Source organism: Actinosynnema mirum DSM 43827 (genome assembly GCF_000023245.1).
Taxonomy (GTDB): domain Bacteria; phylum Actinomycetota; class Actinomycetes; order Mycobacteriales; family Pseudonocardiaceae; genus Actinosynnema; species Actinosynnema mirum.
Window position 1 is genome coordinate 1,850,357 of the sequence record NC_013093.1, and the last position, 16,874, is coordinate 1,867,230.

Sequence of the window (16,874 nt, forward strand, 5' to 3'; positions counted from 1 at the left end):
CGAACCTCCCGCGCCCGCGCCGCGCCCGCCACCCCCCGGCCCGCCCCGGAGCGCTCCCGCCGCAGCTCAACCCGGCTACGCCCCGTGCTCGCGCCCAGGCCGCCGCACCCCCGGACGGCCTCGCCCCGACCACCTCCACCGCCCCTTGCCCACCCCCGTGCCGGTGGCGCTGCGTGATCGGCAACCACGACCTGGCACAATCGGCGACGGCGTCTGGAGAACCGGACGTTCCGGGCACCCACGCCCAGCCACGTCCGCCGATCGGAGAATGATGGACCTCTCTTCCTTGATGTTCCCCCTGCTCCTCATCCTGTTCGCGGTGCCGCTGTTCCTCAGCGCCCGCAAGCAGAAGAAGGCCGCGGCCGAGCAGCAGGAGCTGCTGTCCGCCCTCGAGCCGGGTGACCGGGTCATGACGACGTCCGGCCTGTTCGCCACGGTCGCGGACGCCAGCGACGAGGCCACCATCGACCTCGAGGTCGCCGACGGCGTGGTCACCACCTGGCTGCGCCAGGCGGTCCGCGAGAAGGTCGACACCAGCATCGACACCGCCGACACCGCCGACGAGGCCGACGAGGTCTCCGCGCGGGAGTCCGACGCCGTCGTGGACGCCACCCCGGCCTCCTCCGCGATCGTCGCCCCGCCGCTCGACGCCAAGCAGGACAGCAAGAACTGACACCGGCCGCCACGGCCGTCCGGGCGACACCGGCCCGGGGTTGGCAACTGTGAACAACGCCGACTCCAGGCAGTGACGCGCGGCTCACATGACGCGGGGTACGCTGCGCCCTCGCTGAACTTTGTCAACTACCAGGAGACGGACGGACCGTGGCACCTCCGGCCGGGCAAATCCGCCCCGCGAAGTACTTGGGCGCGTTTGTCCTCATCGTGGCCGTGCTGTACGCCTTGGTGTTTTTCACCGGCAACGGCTCGGCGATCCCCAAGCTCGGCATCGACCTCCAGGGCGGCACCCGCGTCACGCTGACCGCGCGAGCGCCCGACGGCAAGACGCCGACGGACGAGGCGCTCAACCAGGCCAGGACGCTGATCGAGACCCGCGTCAACGGCCTCGGCGTCTCCGGGGCGGAGGTGGTCCGGGACGGCAGCAACCTGGTCATCACGGTTCCCGGCTCCGACAGCGAGGGCGCGAAGAGCCTCGGCCAGACGGCCAAGCTGAACTTCCGCAAGGTCATCGGGGCGCCGCTGGCGAACCAGCAGGCGCCGAGCACCGAGACCCCGCCGTCGACCAGCGGCTCCCCGGCGCCCACCAGCGGCAGCCAGGCGCCCACGTCCGGCGCGGGCGCCCCGCCGTCCGAGGGCGCCTCCGCGCCGTCGACCACCGGCCAGGGCCGCCCGGCTCCCGCGTACCAGCAGCAGCCCTCCGGCGACGCGGCCCAGCCCTCGCAGAGCGGCCAGCCGCAGCAGTCCGGCGCGCCGGAGTCCGGTGCACCCCAGTCCGGGGCCCCGCAGTCCGACGCCCCGAACCCGGCGACCGACCCCTCGCAGGTCGACTGCCAGGCCGTGTTCCTCGGCAACTACTCCGAGGACACCACCAAGGCGATCACCGAGGCGCGCACCTGCCGCCAGGACCCCGCGCTCACCACGCTGGACGCCTCGACCGTGCAGCAGGCGCTCGCCGCCTTCACCTGCCCGACCAACGACCCGCTGCTGGGCAACGACGACCCGGCCCAGCCGCTGCTGACCTGCGACCAGGACATGGTCACCAAGTACGTCCTCGGCCCGGTCACCCCGCCCGCCGACGGCAGCGTCCCGGACAGCGACTACTCCATGTACTCCCGGCTCACCGGTGAGGACATCGACAACGCGGTCTCCGGCACCGACCCGCAGGGCGCCGGCTTCGTGGTCAGCCTGACCTTCAAGGGCTCGGGCGGCGACAAGTGGGGCAAGTTCACCTCCGCCAACGTGAACCAGCAGGTCGCGGTGGTCCTGGACAGCCAGGTGGTGTCCGCCCCGAACATCAACGAGCCCATCCTCGGCGGCTCGACCCAGATCAGCGGCCAGTTCGGCCAGCGCGAGGCCGACAACCTGGCCAACGTGCTCAAGTACGGCTCGCTGCCGCTGTCGTTCGAGGCCTCCGAGGCCGAGACCGTGTCGGCCACCCTGGGCCTGGCCTCGCTGGAGGCCGGTCTGATCGCCGGCGCCGTGGGCCTGTTCCTGGTGTTCCTGTACTGCGTCTTCTACTACCGCCTGCTCGGCCTGCTGACGATCCTGTCGCTGGTCCTGTCCGGCGTCATCGTCTACGCGGTCATGGTGCTCCTCGGGCGCGTCGTCGGCTTCACCCTCGACCTCGCGGGCATCGCCGGCCTGATCATCGCGATCGGCATCACCGCCGACTCGTTCGTGGTGTTCTTCGAGCGCCTCAAGGACGAGATGCGCGAGGGCCGCTCCTTCCGCTCGGCCGTCCCGCGCGCCTGGGTCCGCTCGCGCCGCACGATCCTGTCCGCCGACGCGGTCAGCTTCCTGTGCGCGATGATCCTGTACGTCATCGCGGTCGGCCAGGTGAAGGGCTTCGCGTTCACCCTCGGCGTGTCCACGGTGCTCGACCTGATCGTGGTCTTCCTGGTGACGCACCCGCTGGTCGCGATCATCTCGAAGTCCAAGACGAAGTTCCTGAACAACCCCAAGGTCATCGGGCTCGGCGACGTCGCGCACGCGGCGCACCTCAAGGCCCCCAAGAGCACCGGCACCGCCGTGAAGGAGGCCTGACGTGTCGAGCACTCCGCGCAAGGCGAGCGTGTTCCAGCGCCTCTACGTCGGCAACGGCGCGTTCGACATCGTCGGCAAGCGCACGCGGTGGTACGGGATCTTCGGCGCCATCCTGGTGGCCTCGGTCCTGCTGGTGATCTTCAAGGGCTTCAACCTGGGCATCGACTTCACCGGCGGCACGCGCATCCAGATGCCCGCGCAGACCGGCGAGGGCACGTCCATCTCGCAGGAAGCCGTCCAGGACAGCTTCAAGAAGTCCGTCGGCGAGGACGCCACCTCGGTGCAGACCGTGGGCACCGGCGACGCCGCGACGTTCCAGATCCGCTCCGAGACGCTGACCACCCAGCAGATCGACGGCCTGAAGAACACGCTGAACGACGACCTGAAGCCCGAGGGCGGCCTGTCCTCGGTCAGCGACAGCGCCGTCTCCGCCTCCTGGGGCGGTGAGATCACCACCAAGGCGCTCCTCGCGCTGCTGATCTTCTTCGTCGCGGTGATGCTCTTCCTGGCGCTGTACTTCGAGCTGGCCATGGCGGTCGGCGCGCTCGTCGCCGTGGTGCACGACGTGGTCATCACCGCGGGCGTGTACTCGCTCGTCGGCTTCGAGGTCTCGCCCGCGACCATCATCGGTCTGCTGACGATCCTCGGCTTCTCGCTGTACGACACGGTGGTCGTCTTCGACAAGGTCAGGGAGAACACCCGAGGCATCCTCGGCCTGACCCGCCGCACCTACGGCGAGGCCACCAACCTGGCGGTCAACCAGACCCTGATGCGCTCGATCAACACCTCGCTGATCGCGCTGCTGCCGGTCATGGGCCTGCTGGTCGTCGGCGTCTGGCTGCTCGGCGTCGGCACCCTGAAGGACCTCGCGCTCGTGCAGCTGGCCGGTATGGCCATCGGCGCGCTGTCGTCCATCTTCATCGCGCCCGCGATCGCGGTCGACCTGAAGATGCGCGACCCGCGCTACAAGGCCCAGGCCGCTCGGGTGAAGGCCCGCCGGGACAACGTGGCCCGCAAGAACGCGGTGGGCGCGGTCTCCGAGGACGAGGTCGAGTCGACCGACGAGGACAGCCTGGAGGCCGAGCTCCGCAAGGAGAAGGCCTTCACCGCCGCCGCGGGCGTGCCCGCGCGGCACGCCAAGGCCGCCGACGCGCGGCGCACCAACCGACCGACGGGCAAGAAGCAGCGTTGAAGCTAGAGCAAGCGCTCGGACTCATGCGTGAGGTCCCGGACTTCCCCCAGCCGGGGGTCCTGTTCCGGGACCTCACGCCCGTCCTGGCCGATCCAGAGGCGCTCCGCGCCATGACCGACGCCCTGAGCGGCACGGTCGAACCCGGCACCACCGTCGTCGCGGCCATCGAGTCCAGGGGCTTCCTGCTCGGGTCCGCGCTCGGCTACGGCCACGGGTACGGCGTCGTCGCCCTGCGCAAGCCGGGCAAGCTGCCCGCCGTGTCGCACCGGGTCAGCTACGAGCTGGAGTACGGCACCGCCACCCTGGAGCTGCCCGCCGGGCTGATCCAGCCCGGCCAGCGGGTCGTCGTCGTCGACGACGTCCTCGCGACCGGGGGAACCGCAGCCGCCGCCTGCCAGCTCGTGGAGCACGCGGGTGGGGTCGTCACCGGCGTCTCCGTGGTCCTCGAACTGGTCGGACTGGGTGGTCGTGACCGCCTTTCGGGTTACCCCGTGCGGACCCTGCTCACGCTGTGAGCACGCGATCACGGTCGGCTTTCCCCTGACCGGTCGCACCTGTTCACGGTTGCTGCTCGTCGTGTGAACCACACCGCTCGTCGCCCGGTGGCGGGGCCCGCCCCGCCATCGGAGTTATCCTCGGTGCCTAGACACCCGAGGAGCGTGTTGAGCCAGGACACCGAACCCACGGCCCCGACGCCGCCCGTGCCAGCACGGGCCCCGTCGGCGACCAGGCGCGTGCGGGCCAGGCTCGCGCGCCGCATCACCGCCCAGCGGGCCGCACCGGTCAAGCAGGTCCTCGAACCGCTCGCCGCCGTGCACCGCGACCTCCACCCCAACGCCGACCTGGGGCTGCTCCAGCGCGCCTACGACGTGGCCGAGGAGAAGCACCGGCCGCAGCGCCGCAAGTCCGGCGACCCGTACATCACCCACCCGCTCGCGGTGGCCACCATCCTGGCCGAGCTGGGCATGGACACCACGACCCTGGTCGCGGCCCTGCTGCACGACACGGTCGAGGACACCGACTACTCGCTCGACCAGCTCCGCGACGACTTCGGCACCGTCGTGGCCCTGCTGGTCGACGGCGTCACCAAGCTCGACAAGGTCAAGCTCGGCGCCGCCGCCGAGGCCGAGACCATCCGCAAGATGGTCATCGCCATGGCCAAGGACCCCAGGGTCCTGGTGATCAAGCTGGCGGACCGGCTGCACAACATGCGCACCATGCGGTTCCTGCCGCCGGAGAAGCAGGCCCGCAAGGCCCGCGAGACCCTGGAGGTGCTGGCCCCGCTCGCGCACCGGCTCGGCATGGCCACGGTCAAGTGGGAGCTGGAGGACCTCGCGTTCGCGATCCTGCAGCCCAAGAAGTACGACGAGATCGTGCGCCTGGTCGCCAACCGGGCCCCGTCCAGGGACACCTACCTCAGCGGCGTGATCAACGAGCTGAGCGGGCACCTGGAGGGCGCGCGGCTCACCGCCAAGGTCGAGGGCAGGCCCAAGCACTACTACTCGATCAACCAGAAGATGATCGTGCGCGGCCGGGACTTCGACGACATCCACGACCTCGTGGGCGTCCGCATCCAGGTCGACGAGGTCCGCGACTGCTACGCCGCCATGGGCGTGGTGCACGCGCTGTGGCAGCCGATGCCGGGCCGGTTCAAGGACTACATCGCGCAGCCCAGGTTCGGCGTCTACCAGTCGCTGCACACCACGGTCATCGGGCCGGACGGCAAGCCGCTGGAGGTGCAGATCCGCACCTACGACATGCACCGCACCGCCGAGTACGGCATCGCCGCGCACTGGCGGTACAAGGAGACCAAGGGCAGCCACCGGGGCAAGAGCGTCGAGGTCGACGAGATGGCGTGGATGCGCCAGCTGCTCGACTGGCAGCGGGAGGCCGCCGACCCCGGCGAGTTCCTGGAGTCGCTGCGCTTCGACCTGGCCGCGCGGGAGATCTTCGTCTTCACCCCCAAGGGCGACGTGGTCACCCTGCCGACCGGCTCCACCCCGGTCGACTTCGCCTACGCCGTGCACACCGAGGTCGGCCACCGGTGCATCGGCGCGCGCGTCAACGGCCGCCTCGTCGCCCTGGAGCGCAAGCTCGAGAACGGCGAGGTCGTCGAGATCTTCACCTCGAAGGCCGAGGGCGCCGGCCCGTCGCGGGACTGGCTCTCGTTCGCCCAGTCCCCGCGCGCCAAGGCGAAGATCAAGCAGTGGTTCGCCAAGGAGCGCAAGGAAGAGGCGATCGAGGTCGGCAAGGACGCGATCGCCAAGGAGGTGCGGCGGGTCGGCCTCCCGCTGCAGCGCCTGGTGTCCGCCGACGCGATGGGCGCGCTCGCCAAGGAGCTGCACTACCCGGACGTGAGCGCGCTGTACGCGGCGGTCGGCGAGGGGCACACCTCGGCGCGGCACGTGGTGCAGCGGCTGGTCGCCCAGCTGGGCGGCGTCGACCACGCCGAGGACGAGCTGGCCGAGCGGTCCACGCCGTCCACGGTGGCCCGCAGGCGGGTCACCGGCGACGCGGGCGTGATCGTCAAGGACTCGTCGGACGTGTGGGTCAAGCTGGCCCGCTGCTGCACGCCGGTCCCCGGCGACGACATCCTCGGGTTCGTGACCAGGGGCGGCGGGGTGAGCGTGCACCGCACCGACTGCACGAACGCCGACGAGCTGCTCAAGACCCCGGAGCGGCTGCTGGACGTCGAGTGGGCGCCGTCGTCGTCCTCGGTGTTCCTGGTGGCCATCCAGGTGGAGGCGCTGGACCGGCACCGGCTGCTGTCGGACGTGACGAAGGTCCTGGCCGACGAGAAGGTCAACATCCTGTCGGCGTCCGTGACGACCTCGCGCGACCGGGTGGCGGTGAGCCGGTTCTCGTTCGAGATGGGCGACCCGAAGCACCTCGGGCACGTGCTCAAGGCCGTGCGGAGCGTCGAGGGCGTGTACGACGTCTACCGGGTCACCTCGGCGTCCTGACCAGGGCGTCGGGGTTCCACCCGTGACACGCGAAAGGGGCGGGGCCGCTGTGGCCCCGCCCCTTCGGTGTTCAGCGAGCTTTTCACCCGTTCAGGTGACTCGATCGAGCACCTGGCCGGGACGAGCGGGTTCCCGTCGACGCCGTCGCTCCGGGAGGACCCGCCCCCGCGCTAGGCGGTGGTCGCGGTCTTGATGTCGACCGGGGTGTTCGGCTTGCCGTCGCCCGCGCCGCTGTCGGTGCCCGCGTTGGCCACCTCGTCCACCAGCTTCAGGCCGTCCGCGTCGACCGTGCCGAACACGGTGTAGCTGGCCGGGAGGCTGGAGGCGTCGCCGTAGACGATGAAGAACTGGCTGCCGTTCGTGTTCGGGCCCGAGTTGGCCATGGCCAGCACGCCGCGGCCGTAGGTGATCTCGGGGAACACCTCGTCGTTGAACTTGTAGCCGGGGCCGCCGGTGCCGGTGCCGGTCGGGTCGCCGCACTGCAGGACCTGGATGCCCTGGGTGGTGAGGCGGTGGCAGGTGGTGTCGTTGAAGTAGCCCTGCTTCACCAGCGACACGAAGCTGTTCACCGTGCACGGGGCCAGCGAGCGGTCCAGGGTCAGCTTCAGGTCGCCGATCGAGGTGCCCAGCGTCGCGGCGACGGTGCCCTCGGAGGAGACCTGGCCGTTCTCGGGGGCCTTGGCGCCCGGCTTCGCGGACTCGCCCTCGGCGGCGTACTCGCAGCTCACCTGCGGGGCCAGCGGCGTCGGGCGCTTGATCGCGGCGTGCAGCTCGGTCGGGATCGACGCGGGCTTGTCGCTCTGCGGCGCGGCCGACGAGCTGGCGGCGGTGTCCGTGGTGTCGGAGCCGAAGTCGTAGGTGGCGAGGAAGTACACACCGCCCGCCACCAGCAGCACCACCACCGCGGTGGAGATCACCGCCACGACCCGGCGCCGCTTGTCGCGTTCCACCCTGCGCGTGATCTGGCGCTCCAGCTTCCGCTTGGCCTGCTCGCGGCGCTGCGCGTTGTTCGGCACCTGCACCCTCCCTTGAAGTTGTGCCACTGGGTCGACGGCGACGACCGGACCGCAGTCTAGGGGGATCGCATATGACTGGCGTGTGGCGGATAGGCTGGTGCACAGGCGCACGCCGTTCCCGCGCCGCTCCGCAGCAGATCCCGCAGTCGGCCCCACGGCCGATTCCACCGTCGGTCGAGCGCAGTCGATCGAGGAAGTCCGAGAGGGGTTCGCCCGTGCTGGTGATCGGGTTCCCGACCGGCGCGCTCCAGGCCAACTGCTACCTGGTCGCGTCCGAGGCCGGTGGCGCCTGCGTCGTGGTCGACCCCGGCCAGGACGCGCTGGAGCCGATCGCCGAGGCGGTCCGCGAGCACCGGCTCTCCCCGGTCGCGGTGCTGCTCACGCACGGCCACTTTGACCACTCGTACTCGGTCGCGCCGGTGTGCGACGGCGACGACATCCCGGCCTGGGTGCACCCCGCCGACCGGGCGATGCTGTCCGACCCGCTGTCCGGCGTGAGCGCCGAGACGCGCGCGTTCTTCGGCGGCAGGCTGGAGATGCGCGAGCCGCGCGAGGTCAGGGAGCTGTCCGACGGCGCCGAGCTGGACCTGGCGGGCCTGCGCTTCACCGTCGACCACACCCCAGGCCATACCGGCGGGTCGGTGATGTTCCGGTCCGGCGTCGAGGAGGGCGGGCGGCTCGTGCTGTCCGGCGACACCCTCTTCGCCGGGTCCATCGGGCGCACCGACCTGCCGGGCGGGGACCACGGCGCGATGCTCGGCTCGCTGCGCCGCAAGGTCCTCACCCTGGACGACGACGTCGTCGTCCTGCCCGGCCACGGACCGACCACGACCATCGGCAGGGAGCGCGCGAGCAACCCGTTCCTCACGGAACTGGTCCGCGACGACGACGCGCCCGCCGCACAGCGCAGAGGACTGTAGGGACCAGCAGTGACCACCCCGTTCGCCGCCCCGAAGGGCGTTCCCGACTACTTCCCGCCGAACTCCGCGGCGTTCACCGCCGTCCGCTCGGCGCTGCTCGGCGCCACCGCGCGCGCCGGGTACGGCTACATCGAGCTGCCCGTCTTCGAGGACACCGCGCTGTTCGCGCGCGGCGTCGGCGAGTCCACCGACGTGGTCAGCAAGGAGATGTACACCTTCACCGACCGCGGCGGGCGCTCGATCACGCTGCGGCCCGAGGGAACCGCGGGCGTCATGCGCGCGGTCATCGAGCACGGCCTCGACCGGGGCCAGCTGCCGGTGAAGCTCGCGTACGCGGCCCAGTTCTTCCGCGCCGAGCAGCCGCAGGCCGGGCGGTACCGGCAGTTCCACCAGGTCGGCGTCGAGGCGATCGGCGTGGACGACCCGGCGCTGGACGCCGAGGTGATCGCGATCGCCGACGAGGGGTTCCGCGCGCTGGGCCTGACCGGGTACCGGCTGGAGCTGACCTCGCTGGGCGACGCCACGTGCAGGCCGCAGTACCGGGAGAAGCTCCAGGCGTTCCTGGCGAAGCTGCCGCTGGACGAGGACACCCGGCGGCGCGCCGAGATCAACCCGCTGCGGGTGCTCGACGACAAGCGGCCCGAGGTGCGCGAGCTGGTCGCCGAGGCGCCGCTCATGCTGGACAACCTCTCGCCGGAGACGCTGGAGCACTACGAGCGGGTCAAGGCGCACCTGGGCGACCTCGGCGTGAAGTACGTGGAGAACCCGCGGATGGTGCGCGGGCTGGACTACTACACGAAGACCACGTTCGAGTTCGTGCACGACGGGCTGGGCGCGCAGTCCGGCATCGGCGGCGGTGGGCGCTACGACGGGCTCATGGCGCAGCTGGGCGGGCAGGAGCTGTCCGGCGTCGGGTTCGGGCTCGGCGTGGACCGGGCGCTGCTGGCCTGCCAGGTCGAGGGGCTGGCGGTCGGCGACGTCACCCGGTGCGACGTGTACGGGGTGCCGCTGGGGGACGCGGCGCGGTCGCGGCTGGTCGGGATCGGGGCCCCGCTGCGGGCGGCCGGGGTGCGGTACGACATGGCGTACGGCGGCAAGGGCCTGAAGGGCGCGATGAAGGGCGCCGACCGGTCGGGTGCGCGGTTCGCGCTCGTGCTGGGGGAGCGGGACATCGAGGCCGGGGTCGTGCAGCTCAAGGAGCTGGCGACCGGTGAGCAGCGGGAAGTGCCGCTGGACGACGTGGTGACCGAGGTGCGGGGGGCGCTGGGCCGGTGAGCGACGGCGACGGGGTGACCGGGGCCGCGGGTGCCCCTGGTTCTTCTGGTTCTTCTGGGGCTCCCGGTCCTTCGGGGCCGCCCGAGCGCATCCCCCTTGACCTGCTGGACCCGGCCACGGTGCGCAAGCGGTCCAGGATGGTCGCGGTGGGCGCGCTGATCGTGGCGGGCGCCTTCGGCGGGCTCGTGGGCCTGCTGGGCGGGCAGACCGCCGGGTTGGTGACGGCGGCGATCTTCGGCGTGCCGCTGCTGCTCCTGGCGGTGTCCGAGGCGCGGCGGCGGGTGTGGCTGGAGGGGAGCGTGCTGTCGGTGCGCGCCTACGGCACCAGGGTCGTGGACCTGAAGACGGCGGACTCGCTGGACGTGCTGGTCACGGACACGCGGGGGACGCGCACGGTCGGCCTGTTCGCGCGCGGCGGCCACAAGGCGATCAACCTGGCGCTCGCGCTGTACGCCGGGACGGGCGGGCGCGAGCTGGGCATCTACCCGCTGCGCACCCTGGCCGACGTGCTGGCCTCGCGCGGCGACGCGCAGTCGCTGGCGCTGTCGGAGCTGCTCGTGGCGCAGCTGCGGGCGGAGGCCCGAGGCGCAGCGGCGGCGGACCGCCCGCTGTACCGGCTGGGGTCGCTGGCCCCGTCGGGGAAGCTGGCGCAGAAGCTGAAGCCGGAGGCGATCTCGCGGTTCGTGGCGCAGTTGGACTGAGCGGTGGGCGTCACCGGTGGGGGCGTGGTCTTCGGACCGCGCCCCCACCGGCGTTCCTACCGCTGGCGCTCGTGCGGGGTGGCGAGCAGTGTGAGCACGGCTCGGGCGTCCGCGTGCTGTCGGGGGTCCTTGGCGAGCAGCGCGACGCCTGAAGCGAGCACCACCGCTGAGGGGTGAAGGCGGACCGTGCACTTGTCCCCCATGCAGGGTTCGCAGTAGCACCTCCCCGGCTCGGTCGGGACGAGGGTGAGGCCGACTCGCCCGTCCGTCAGCGAGTCGACCACTGCTTGAACGGTGAGATCGCCAGACCACTCCACGGGGATCTGGGACTTGTGGTCGCCGAGAAGGCGCCACAGGTCCGTGAATCGCAACTGCGAGACCGGGCAAAGGCTTGAAGGAGGGAGTGCGTGCGACAGCTCGCGGAGCCAGGCTGTTTCGCCGATGCCGCTCAGCAGCACACGACCTGGCCAGTCGAGGTGCGTCAGCGTCGTGCCGGATCTGGTGTGCGCCACGCGAAGCCCTGGAACGCCGGATAGCTCGTTCTCGCCTTGGCGCAGCGCAGGGGTGAACCGCGCGGCCACCTGCTGCAGCGCCTCGGAACCGCCACCCAGTCCGACCTCCGGGCTCCGGACGGCGGGCTTGGCCCTCAAGATCCCGAACGGGTGCAGTTGTCGCCGGTCCGGGCTCTGCGGCGCGGTCCCGTGCCCGATCTCCTCAAGGAGGATCGACTCGAAGAGCGCCTGATCCGCTTCCGCCTCGGGAAACCAGCACAGGGGACCGAGTCGATTCCGCCGGTGTCCCCGCTGACCGAGGTGGGGGTGGCGTGGCGCCTGTCCGCCACGCGGAGCTCCCACTCGCCGCGCCGCCGGGGCAACGACCGTCAGTCCTCCGAGATCCCCCAGGTCCCCTGCGGCGGTTCCGGCGACCGGGTCGCCGTCTCGTCCGTCACCGGCCTCGCGCCGCCGGTGAAGCGGGTCAGGGACTCGCCGTGCTCCACCTGGCCGGGGAACGGGTCGCCCGCCGTCCTGCGGATCAGCTCGGCCAGGGGGAGGTCCTGGTTCGACGCGGCGATCACGAAGTTGCCGAAGCGCCTGCCCTTGAACACCGCGGGCTCGGCGATCACGCAGACGTTGCGGAACACCGACCTGATCGTCGCGATCTGGCCCCGCGCGAACGCCCGGTCGCCGCCGTCGCCGATGTTCGAGCTGTACACGCCCCGCGCGTTCAGCGCCCGCGCGGCCAGCTCCACGTACTCGCGCGAGGTCAGGTGCGCCGGGGTGCGGGCGCCCGCGAAGGCGTCGGTCACGATCAGGTCGAAGGTGTCCTCCGGGGCCTTCGCCAGCACCGCGCGCGCGTCGCCCCGCCGCACCCGCACCCGCCAGTCCCGGCGCAGCGGCAGGACCCCGCGCACCAGGTCCACGAGCGCCTCGTCGATCTCCACGACCTGCTGCGACGACCCCGGCCTGGTCGCGGCGATGTACCTCGGCAGGCTCATCGCGCCGCCGCCCAGGTGGACCGCGCGCAGCGGCTCGCCCTCGTCGGCCAGCAGGTCCGCCAGGTGGGCGATCCGGCGCACGTACTCGAACACCAGGTTCGCCGGGTCGTCCAGGTCCACGTGCGACTGCGGGGTGCCGTTGAGGAGCAGCGTCCACCCGTTGTCGTAGTAGGGGTCGGGGACGAGTTCGGCGATGCCCGAGTCGACCTCCCTGGTGATGGTGTCGTCGGTCCTGCGCGCTCTGCCCACGCCTGGATTATCCGCCACCCGCCCGGTGGACCCGGCGTGCGGGGTGAGGGGGTCCGGCGCTGGGCAGGAGTAGGCTCCCGCACTCGTGAACACCGTGGCTGACGTCCTGATCGCGCTGGTCGCGCTGATCCACGTCTACATCGTCGTGCTGGAGATGGCCCTCTGGAAGAAGCCGAGGGGGCGCGCGGTCTTCGGCACCACCGAGGAGTACGCGGAGCAGACCGCCGTCCTCGCCGCGAACCAGGGGCTGTACAACGGTTTCCTGGTCGCCGCGCTGGTGGTGGCGCTGGTCGCGGACGGGGACGTCGGCTACGCGTTCTCGGTGTTCTCCACGGCGTGCGTGGTGGTGGCGGGGGTGTACGGCGGGTTCACCGTCAGTCGTCGAATCCTCTTCGTCCAGGCCGGGCCCGCCTTGGCGGCGCTGGTGGCCGTGCTGATCGCGGGCTGACCCGCTCCCACTCCTTGCTCGGGTCGTAGCCGTAGCGCAGGTCGCCCGCGATCCGGCTCCTGGCGGGCGGCGGGGTGGGCTCGGGAGCCCGCTCCGCCGCCACCGGCTCGCCGTCCTCGTCCTCCTCCACGCCGTCCTCCACGTCGTCCTTCGCGGGGGCGGGCTCCTCGTCGTCCCCGGCCACGACCTCCTCGCGCGCCGCGACGAACGCGGCCAGCGCCGTGGTCACCGGGACCGCCGCGACCAGGCCGATGCTGCCGACCAGGGTCTGCACGATCTCCTGGGCCACGTCCTGCGCGGTCAGGATCGTGCCCAGGTCCTGGCCGGACAGCGCGAACGACAGCATCAGCGGCAGCGCCGCGCCCGCGTACGCCATCACCAGCGTGTTCACCACCGACGACAGGTGGTCCCGCCCGATCCGCGCGCCCGCCGCGTACAGCTGCCCGAACCCCATCGACGGGTTGGCCGCCCGCAGCTCCCACACCGCGCTGGTCTGCGTCACGGTCACGTCGTCCAGCACGCCCAGCGCGCCGATGATCGTGCCCGCGAGCAGCAGCCCCCTGGTGTCGATGCCGTGGCCGAGGATGGTGACCAGGTTCGCGGTCTGCTCGTCCAGGCCGGTCAGCCGCGCGCCCGCGCCGAACAGGGCGCCCAGCGCGCCGATCAGCGCCAGGCTGACCAGGGTGCCGAGCACGGCGGTGGACGTGCGGGCGCTGACGCCGTGGCTCACGTACAGCACCACGAACATGATCAGCCCGGCGCCGACGACCGCGACCCACAGCGGGTCCTCGCCCGCCAGGATCGCGGGCAGGACGAACAGCGCCAGCACGACGAAGCTCAGCCCCAGCGCGCCCAGCGCGCGCAGCCCGTGCCAGCGGCCGAGGACCAGGACCGCGCCGACGAACAGCAGGGCGAGCAGCGACAGCGGGAGGCCGCGCTGGAAGTCGACCAGCTGGTAGGACAGCGGGCTGGTGGGCTCGGTGCCCGAGTAGGACAGCACCACCTCGTCGCCGGCGGACACGGTCGGGGACGTCGGCTGGTCGGGCACCGGGATGGTGACGTCCCGGTCGGCCGCCGCGCCGTCGGTCATCCGCACGGTGACGAGGAAGCAGCCCTCGTCCTGCGGGACGGGCGTGCCCTCGGGCAGGCCGACCGCGCAGGGGCCCTTCTCCACCTTCGTGGCCTCGCCCCGCACCGGGGTGTGGTTGATCCCGACCTCGGAACCGGTTTTGATCTCCTGCCCGAACGGGTAGAGCACCAGCGCGCCCGCGACCGTGGCGAGCACCAGCGGCAGCAGCAGGACCAGCAGGAGCCTGCGGACCGGCGCGGAGGCCGGGCCGGCGGGGGTGTGCCCGTGGCCGTGGCCGCGGGCGGGGAGGTGGTCCGTTGCGCGCACGGTGGCAATAGTGCCAGTGGTGGTGCGGGACAACGGGTGCAGTGGCCGTCCGGGTGATGGTTTGACGATCATTAGAACGCGTGTTCGAATATAGTTATGCATGAAAACGGGGTGGGCGGGCGCGTGGGCGCGCACTGCCTGGCCGCTGACACGCCCGCGCTCCTGGCGGACGGGAGCACCCGGCCGATCGGCGCGCTGCGCCCCGGTGACCGGGTGTTCGGGACGCGGGACGGGCGTTACTCGCCGACAGTCGTGATCGCGCGCTCGACCGCGACACGGCCTGCCTACCGGGTGTCACTCGCCGGTGGGACACAGGTCGTGTCGGGCGCGGGGAACCGGTTGCGCACCGACCTCGGCTGGCGGGCGCTGACACCCGGCGGCGAGCGGCTCCACCTCACGCGCGGGACGCGGGTGCAGGGCACCGGGCGCTTCGCGGCCCCGCCCGAGCGGAATCGGGACTACCGGCTCGGCTACCTGTGGGGCGCGGTGCGCGGCGGGCCGCCGGTGGTGCCCGAGGTGCTGGCGCGGGTGCGCGAGTTCGCCGGTGGCGGGGAGCCGCGCGAGCGGGACCTCGTGGAGTGGCCGACGCAGCTCGGGGACGACTGGGCCAAGGGGTTCCTGGCCGGGGTGTTCGACGTGCGCGGGGCGGCGGTGGGCGGGCAGGTCGTGCTGTCCAGCCCGGACAGCGCCGTGTTCGAGGCGGTCGTGGTCGCGCTGCTGCGGCTGCGGGTGCCGCACTCGGTCGAGGTCCGGGGCGTCCGGGTGACCGGGGCGCCCGCCGAGCGGCTGCGGTTCCTGCACCTGGTCGGGCCGGTGCTGGCGCGGCCCGCGGTGCTGGAGGGCGTGCAGGTCGGCGGGGCGCCCGCGCTCGGGGTCGTGTCGGTGGAGTCGCTGGGGATCGAGGTGGAGATGGGGGCGGTGACCACGGAGAGCGGCGATCTGGTGGTCAACGGGCTCATCGCTTGCGCGGACGGGCGGTGACCTGCGGGTTCGATCACCTGGGGTGATCGGTGGCGGGGCTGGTCCTCGCCGGTTCGCGGGTTGCGGGCGCGTTCGCGCTTTCGTGCGCCCCGGCTTAGCGTACGCTGTACGGCATGACTTTCACGCCGTCCGACGAGGACATCACCTCCGTGCTCGACTGGTTCGCCCGCTGGGACGCGCTGTGCGCGGAGCGGGACCTCGAAGCGCTGGCGGACATGGCGATGTTCCCGGTCAACGCGGTCACCGACGGGTCGGCCGAGTCGTGGGACCGGGAGCGGTTCCTGCGCGACTTCGGCGCGGCGCTGGGGGACGGGGGCCTGGAGCTGCGGTCGACGCGGTCGCCGCTGTTCCTGAGCGCGGACCTGGTGTTCGTGGTGACGGACGCCGAGTTCGGGTCCGGCGCCGAGGCCGGGTCGATGCGGTACGGGGACCTGCTGGTGCGCAAGGACGGGCGGTGGCTGTACCAGACCATGGCGCAGGGCGGGTGGTGACCGCGCTCCGGTGAACGCTGCGGCAAGCGGGTGGCCATCACCCGCTTGCCGCCCCCGGAAGAGTGATTCGGTGACCGACCGTGCATCGGTTTCACCATCAGTCTTGACTGTTTGTTGTGTGACCCCGAACACTCGGCCGGGTGGCCACCGAGACCAGGCGCCGCCAGGTCGACCGCAGCGCGGACACCCGGCGCAGGTTGTTGGCGGCCACGGTCGAGTGCCTCGTCGAGCACGGCTGGGCGGGGACGACGACGACCGTGGTCGCGGAGCGGGCGGGCGTGTCCAGGGGCGGGCAGCTGCACCACTTCCGCACGCGCGGCGAGCTCGTCGCCGCCGCCGTGGAGCACCTGGGCGCGGAGAGCGTGGCGCACCTGAGGCGGCTGGCCGAGCGGGTCGAGGGCGGGCCGGTGGCGGTGGTGGAGCTGATCGCCGAGTTCTACGCCAGCGACCGGTTCGCGGCGGCGCTGGAGCTGTGGGTGGCGGCCCGCACCGATCCGGCCCTGCGGATCGCGGTGGTGCCCCTGGAGGCGGCGCTCGGGCGCGAGACGCACCGGCTGGCGGTGGAGCTGCTGGGGGCGGACGAGGCGAAGCCGGGGGTGCGGGAGGCGGTGCAGATCACCCTGGACCTGGCGCGCGGGCTCGCGCTGGCGAACCAGCTGACCGACGACGGCAAGCGGCGCAGGCGCATCGCACGGCACTGGGCGGGGATGCTGGAGGCGGTGCTGTGAGCGGCGGGGGCGCGGGGGCGGCTTCGAGGGCTTGGGCGCCGGTGGTCGAGCGGTGACGCGGCGGGTGGTGGGCGCGGCGGGCTGTGAGGGCTGCGGGGGTTCGGGCGGTGGGGCGACGGCGCGAGGGCACGGCATCGGCTTGGTGGGCGGCGGTTCGGCGGGCGGCCGGTTGAAGAGCGGCTGCTCGGCGGCGGTCCGCGTGGTGGGCTGCGGTGGTCTGGGGGTGATCGGCGCTGCGCGCGGTCGTTCTCCCGGAGCGTTCGGGCTGCTGGGCGGCCGTGGTGCGGCGGGTGCTCCT

At 72.2% G+C, this 16,874-nt stretch carries 15 protein-coding genes; 12 read left to right on the plus strand and 3 right to left on the minus strand.

What is annotated here, in order from left to right:
• Nucleotides 1–289: 289 nt before the first annotated feature.
• From yajC to AMIR_RS08530, 5 genes are all read left to right on the plus strand, one after another.
• Complete coding sequence (gene yajC, locus AMIR_RS08510; protein ID WP_041836653.1) at nucleotides 290–673, plus strand: preprotein translocase subunit YajC; 384 nt, start codon at nucleotides 290–292, stop codon at nucleotides 671–673.
• Nucleotides 674–822: 149 nt separating this feature from the next.
• On the plus strand, nucleotides 823–2,721 hold the full coding sequence (gene secD / locus AMIR_RS08515; protein WP_015800533.1) for a protein translocase subunit SecD: 1,899 nt from the start codon (nucleotides 823–825) through the stop codon (nucleotides 2,719–2,721).
• Between the two features lies 1 nt (nucleotide 2,722).
• A complete protein-coding gene (gene secF / locus AMIR_RS08520; protein WP_015800534.1) occupies nucleotides 2,723–3,913 on the plus strand; it encodes a protein translocase subunit SecF in 1,191 nt (396 codons plus the stop codon).
• The gene (locus AMIR_RS08525) at nucleotides 3,910–4,428 is read left to right on the plus strand and encodes an adenine phosphoribosyltransferase (protein ID WP_041836654.1); all 519 of its coding nucleotides are present in this window, start codon (nucleotides 3,910–3,912) and stop codon (nucleotides 4,426–4,428) included. The genes secF and AMIR_RS08525 overlap by 4 nt, the downstream gene beginning before the upstream one ends.
• Nucleotides 4,429–4,575: 147 nt before the next feature.
• Nucleotides 4,576–6,876, plus strand: coding sequence for a RelA/SpoT family protein (locus AMIR_RS08530; protein ID WP_015800536.1), 2,301 nt, complete (start codon nucleotides 4,576–4,578; stop codon nucleotides 6,874–6,876).
• Between the two features lie 170 nt (nucleotides 6,877–7,046).
• On the opposite strand, the gene AMIR_RS08535 is transcribed toward AMIR_RS08530, so the two are convergent.
• Nucleotides 7,047–7,892, minus strand: coding sequence for a peptidylprolyl isomerase (locus tag AMIR_RS08535; protein ID WP_015800537.1), 846 nt, complete (start codon nucleotides 7,890–7,892; stop codon nucleotides 7,047–7,049).
• A gap of 215 nt (nucleotides 7,893–8,107) precedes the next feature.
• Here AMIR_RS08535 and AMIR_RS08540 point away from each other — a divergent pair, with 215 nt between their 5' ends.
• From AMIR_RS08540 to AMIR_RS08550, 3 genes are read left to right on the plus strand one after another with little or no spacing between them, the layout of a single operon-like run.
• Nucleotides 8,108–8,812, plus strand: coding sequence for an MBL fold metallo-hydrolase (locus tag AMIR_RS08540; RefSeq protein WP_015800538.1), 705 nt, complete (start codon nucleotides 8,108–8,110; stop codon nucleotides 8,810–8,812).
• Nucleotides 8,813–8,821: 9 nt separating this feature from the next.
• A complete protein-coding gene (gene hisS / locus AMIR_RS08545; RefSeq protein ID WP_015800539.1) occupies nucleotides 8,822–10,087 on the plus strand; it encodes a histidine--tRNA ligase in 1,266 nt (421 codons plus the stop codon).
• A 14-nt stretch (nucleotides 10,088–10,101) separates the two neighbouring features.
• A complete protein-coding gene (locus tag AMIR_RS08550; protein WP_015800540.1) occupies nucleotides 10,102–10,788 on the plus strand; it encodes a hypothetical protein in 687 nt (228 codons plus the stop codon).
• A gap of 880 nt (nucleotides 10,789–11,668) precedes the next feature.
• Here the strand turns inward: AMIR_RS08550 and AMIR_RS08560 are convergent.
• On the minus strand, nucleotides 11,669–12,532 hold the full coding sequence (locus AMIR_RS08560) for a spermidine synthase (protein WP_015800542.1): 864 nt from the start codon (nucleotides 12,530–12,532) through the stop codon (nucleotides 11,669–11,671).
• Between the two features lie 85 nt (nucleotides 12,533–12,617).
• Between AMIR_RS08560 and AMIR_RS08565 the strand changes: the two genes are divergently transcribed.
• Complete coding sequence (locus AMIR_RS08565; RefSeq protein ID WP_041836656.1) at nucleotides 12,618–12,980, plus strand: DUF1304 domain-containing protein; 363 nt, start codon at nucleotides 12,618–12,620, stop codon at nucleotides 12,978–12,980.
• On the opposite strand, the gene AMIR_RS08570 is transcribed toward AMIR_RS08565, so the two are convergent.
• The gene (locus AMIR_RS08570) at nucleotides 12,907–14,376 is read right to left on the minus strand and encodes a YibE/F family protein (protein ID WP_342626580.1); all 1,470 of its coding nucleotides are present in this window, start codon (nucleotides 14,374–14,376) and stop codon (nucleotides 12,907–12,909) included. The genes AMIR_RS08565 and AMIR_RS08570 overlap by 74 nt on opposite strands.
• Nucleotides 14,377–14,487: 111 nt before the next feature.
• Between AMIR_RS08570 and AMIR_RS08575 the strand changes: the two genes are divergently transcribed.
• The 3 genes from AMIR_RS08575 (at nucleotide 14,488) to AMIR_RS08585 (ending at nucleotide 16,576) form a co-directional block, all read left to right on the plus strand.
• Nucleotides 14,488–15,357, plus strand: a complete 870-nt coding sequence (locus AMIR_RS08575; protein ID WP_049796767.1) for a Hint domain-containing protein — start codon at nucleotides 14,488–14,490, stop codon at nucleotides 15,355–15,357.
• A 113-nt stretch (nucleotides 15,358–15,470) separates the two neighbouring features.
• Nucleotides 15,471–15,848 (plus strand): hypothetical protein, encoded by a 378-nt coding sequence (locus AMIR_RS08580; protein ID WP_015800546.1) that lies wholly within the window; start codon nucleotides 15,471–15,473, stop codon nucleotides 15,846–15,848.
• A gap of 140 nt (nucleotides 15,849–15,988) precedes the next feature.
• Nucleotides 15,989–16,576, plus strand: coding sequence for a TetR/AcrR family transcriptional regulator (locus tag AMIR_RS08585; RefSeq protein WP_015800547.1), 588 nt, complete (start codon nucleotides 15,989–15,991; stop codon nucleotides 16,574–16,576).
• Nucleotides 16,577–16,874: the final 298 nt, after the last annotated feature.

What these genes read in the sequence shown, in the direction of transcription:
- yajC (WP_041836653.1), top strand. Translation starts at nt 290, where the DNA reads ATGTTCCCCCTGCTCCTCATCCTGTTCGCGGTGCCGCTGTTCCTCAGC.
- AMIR_RS08580 (WP_015800546.1), top strand. Translation starts at nt 15,471, where the DNA reads ATGACTTTCACGCCGTCCGACGAGGACATCACCTCCGTGCTCGACTGG.